The sequence below is a fragment of the Streptococcus sp. HMSC071D03 genome (genome assembly GCF_001812125.1).
Taxonomy (GTDB): Bacteria; Bacillota; Bacilli; order Lactobacillales; family Streptococcaceae; genus Streptococcus; species Streptococcus pseudopneumoniae_N.
In genome coordinates, this window is sequence record NZ_KV807817.1 from 1,746 (window position 1) to 2,077 (window position 332).

General features: G+C 33.4%; 1 pseudogene. It reads right to left on the reverse strand.

Features of this window, described 5'->3' with window-relative positions:
• Positions 1-171: 171 nt before the first annotated feature.
• Positions 172-332, reverse strand: a pseudogene (locus HMPREF2837_RS11990) (peptidylprolyl isomerase); the annotation flags it as partial.

Genomic DNA, 332 nt, shown 5'->3' on the forward strand with positions numbered 1-332 from the left:
AATATCTCTTGAAAACCATTTAAAAGTATTGGTAGTTGAAAAAATCCGAAATGAATCGTGTTCAGAATGCTCATAGACACTGGTCGAAACTTGTTTAAAGGAGATACCTAAACGACTTGCTACATCAAGAATTGAAATTTGCTTACATTCTTCTATTTCCATGCAATATCATCATTTTGTCGTAGTATTTGGCAGTGATGGTATTGATGATGATTCTTCTAAAGTTTTAGGAGTTTCCTTATCTAAATCATCCAACCCAGATTTCCAAACCTGTACTTGGTTGACCAATAACTTACCAGGTAGTTTAGAATAGGATAACTTAACTGTTCTTG